The sequence below is a fragment of the Streptomyces synnematoformans genome (assembly GCF_039531005.1).
Taxonomy (GTDB): domain Bacteria; phylum Actinomycetota; class Actinomycetes; order Streptomycetales; family Streptomycetaceae; genus Streptomyces; species Streptomyces synnematoformans.
The window spans coordinates 1-2,653 of record NZ_BAAAPF010000539.1 but is presented as its reverse complement, the minus strand read 5'-3'; the positions used below and the strand labels follow the sequence as shown (position 1 = coordinate 2,653).

The following is a 2,653-nucleotide window of genomic DNA, read 5'->3' as shown; positions in this document are numbered from 1 at the left end:
CGGACCGGCGACGCCCGCGGGGCCGGACGGCGACTGGTCGGCGTACACGACCAGGCCGGTGGCGGGCAACGCGGCCCCGGGGCGTATCTGCGTGAACTCCCGGACGCCGACGGCACGCAGCACCTCGCGCAGCTCCGTGAGCGCCCGCGGGTCCGCGTCCGCGGGGGTGACCAGCACCGCCTGCCCGCCCGCGGGCACCTCGCCGGCGTGGGCGCGCAGCTGCTGCGGGCGCGGCCACGCCGCGTCCCGCAGCGCCTCCTCGGCGTCCGGCGACTCGGTGGCACCGGCGGATCCGGTCGGCCCGGCGCCGCCGGCGCGCGGCTGCTGCCGCTGTGCGGCGGGGTCGGGCGCCCGGCCGCCGAGCAGCCCGCCGACCACGGCGGCGGACAGTGCCGTCGCCGTGGCCACCCGCCGCCTGGCAGCTCCGCCCAACTCCGTCCGCCCTCCGTCCGTTTCCGGCCCCGGCACCGACCCCGGGGCACCGGTGCCGTGCCGGCGCCGTACCCCGGCGTCCCGGCCGGCTCGTACGACCGTACGCCGGTGCCGTCAGCCGCCCATCGCCACGGCGTTTCACCGCCGTTACGCATTCCGCTTCCGTCCCGCGTCCCACGACCCGCCGCCGCGCGGCGCGTTCGCGCGCGAGGCGCAGCGCAGAGCCCACCACCGCGGCACCGCCGCTGTCAACGCGCCGTTCGGTCCCGGCCCGCCGGACGAACGAGCCAGCGTACCCGCGCCGCCCCGGAGCGGACACCCCGCGACGGCACCGCGGCACGGGCGGCCCCGTGGCCGGGCGTTGCCGCGCCGCCCGTCTTCCGCCCGTCTCCCGTCCGTCTCCCGTCCGTCTCCCACTCGTCTCCCGCCCGCCCGGCCCGCGACGGAAAAAGCGGGTCAGGAGGGGGCGCACGCCCCAGCTCTTGCGTTCTACGGGCCCCCTTACCGTCAATTCGCCCGTTGCGGGTACTGTGACGTAGGGCACGAACGCGTGCCGACACGACTGCCGGACCCATGATCGGGTAGCGGCGGACGTGACCAGCCGTCGATCGAGGAGGACCCCCGGTGGCCACTCCCGCTCAGTACGAGACCAGCCACGACCACCACCACAAACCCGTCGAGGGCGCCGACCCCGACTACGGCCTGGCCGGCGCCTGCTCCTGCGCCGAGCTGCCGCTGACCAGCGAACCCCCGCTGGCCGCGGGCACCCCGCTGACCAGCGAGCCGCCGCTCGCCGCCGACGACAACCTCATCAGCGAGCCGCTGCCGCCCGTTCACTTCACGTGACGGCCTCCTGACGGCGCGCGTCCGCCGCAGTACGATCAGCCTGCCGGCTCACCCCGGCGGGGCCCGTCCGGGGCCCGCGACCGGGGACGTGGGTGACGCCGGAGCCGATGACGTCACTTACCACCTGGGGGTGGCATGTCTCTGGCGCGGTTAGCTGCGCTGCACGGAGTCGCAACCTCGTACGAACGCTCTCCGGGCCGCTCCGTCCCGGTCCCCGAGGACACCGTCGCCGCCGTCCTCGCCACCCTCGGCGTGGACGCCTCCGGGCCCGCCGCCGTGGCCGCGGCCCTCGCGGCGTACGAAGCGGCCGAACGGGACCGGCTCCTGCCCACGACCCTGGTGCCGCCCGCCGGCACCCTCCTCGACCCCGGCCCGCTGCCGGCCGGCACCGAGACCGCCCTCGCCGGTGAGGACGGCGCGGAACTCGACCCGAGCGGGCCGCTGCCCCTCGGGCACCACACCCTCACCGCCGCCGCACCCGACGGGCGCACCGCCACCGCCGCGGTCATCGTCGCCCCCGCCCGGGTCCCGCGGCCGCGCCGGCGCGGCGCCGGGCTCGTGCTGCAGCTGCCCACGCTGCTGTCCGGCCGCTCCTGGGGCATGGGCGACCTCGGCGACCTCGCCGAGCTGGCCGCCTGGTCCGCGCGCACCCACGGCATGGACTTCGTCCAGCCCGGCCCGCTGCACGCCGCCGTCCCCGGCGGCGGCGACCGGCCCGCCGATCCGTCCCCGTACCGCCCCTCCTCCCGGCGCTTCGCCGACCCCGTGCACCTGCGGATCGAGGACATACCGGAGTACCGCTACCTCGACCCCGACGACCGCGCCCGGGCCGACGAGCTGTCCGGCCGCGCCGCCGCCCTGCGCGACGCGGTGCGCGCCAAGGGCGGGCTCGTCGACCGCGACGCGGTGTGGCAGCTGAAGCGGGCCGCGCTGGAGCTGCTGCTCCGCGTCGAGCTGACGCCCGGCCGCCGCGTCGCCTACCACCACTTCCTCGCCGAACAGGGCCAGCCCCTCGACGACTACGCCGCCTGGTGCGCGCTGGCCGAGATCCACGGCCCCGACTGGCGCTCCTGGCCCGGCGGCCTCACCGACCCCCGCTCCACCGCCACCACCCGGGCCCGGCACGACCTGCTCGACCGCATCGACTTCCACTGCCGGCTGGCCTGGCTCGCTGACAGCCAGCTGTGGCGGGCCCAGCGGATCGCCCGGGACGCCGGCATGGGCGTCGGCGTCGTGCACGAGCTGGCGCCCGGCGTCCACCCCGCGGGCGCCGACGCCTGGGCGGAGCAGTCCGTCCTCGCCGCCGGCTGCACGGTCGGCGCCCCGCCGGACGCCCGCGACGCGCGCGGCCGGGACCGCGGCGTGCCGCCGTGGC

At 78.2% G+C, this 2,653-nt stretch carries 2 protein-coding genes and 1 pseudogene; 2 read left to right on the top strand and 1 reads right to left on the bottom strand.

Features of this window, described 5'->3' with window-relative positions; genetic code table 11:
• Positions 1-408, bottom strand: a pseudogene (locus tag ABD317_RS35675) (beta-N-acetylglucosaminidase domain-containing protein); the annotation flags it as partial.
• A gap of 648 nt (positions 409-1,056) precedes the next feature.
• Between ABD317_RS35675 and ABD317_RS35670 the strand changes: the two are divergent.
• Together ABD317_RS35670 and ABD317_RS35665 are read left to right on the top strand one after the other, a co-directional pair.
• Positions 1,057-1,278, top strand: coding sequence for a hypothetical protein (locus ABD317_RS35670; protein ID WP_027753418.1), 222 nt, complete (start codon positions 1,057-1,059; stop codon positions 1,276-1,278).
• Between the two features lie 135 nt (positions 1,279-1,413).
• Positions 1,414-2,653: 4-alpha-glucanotransferase (locus ABD317_RS35665; RefSeq protein ID WP_344295980.1), on the top strand; the 1,240-nt coding region annotated here is incomplete at its 3' end.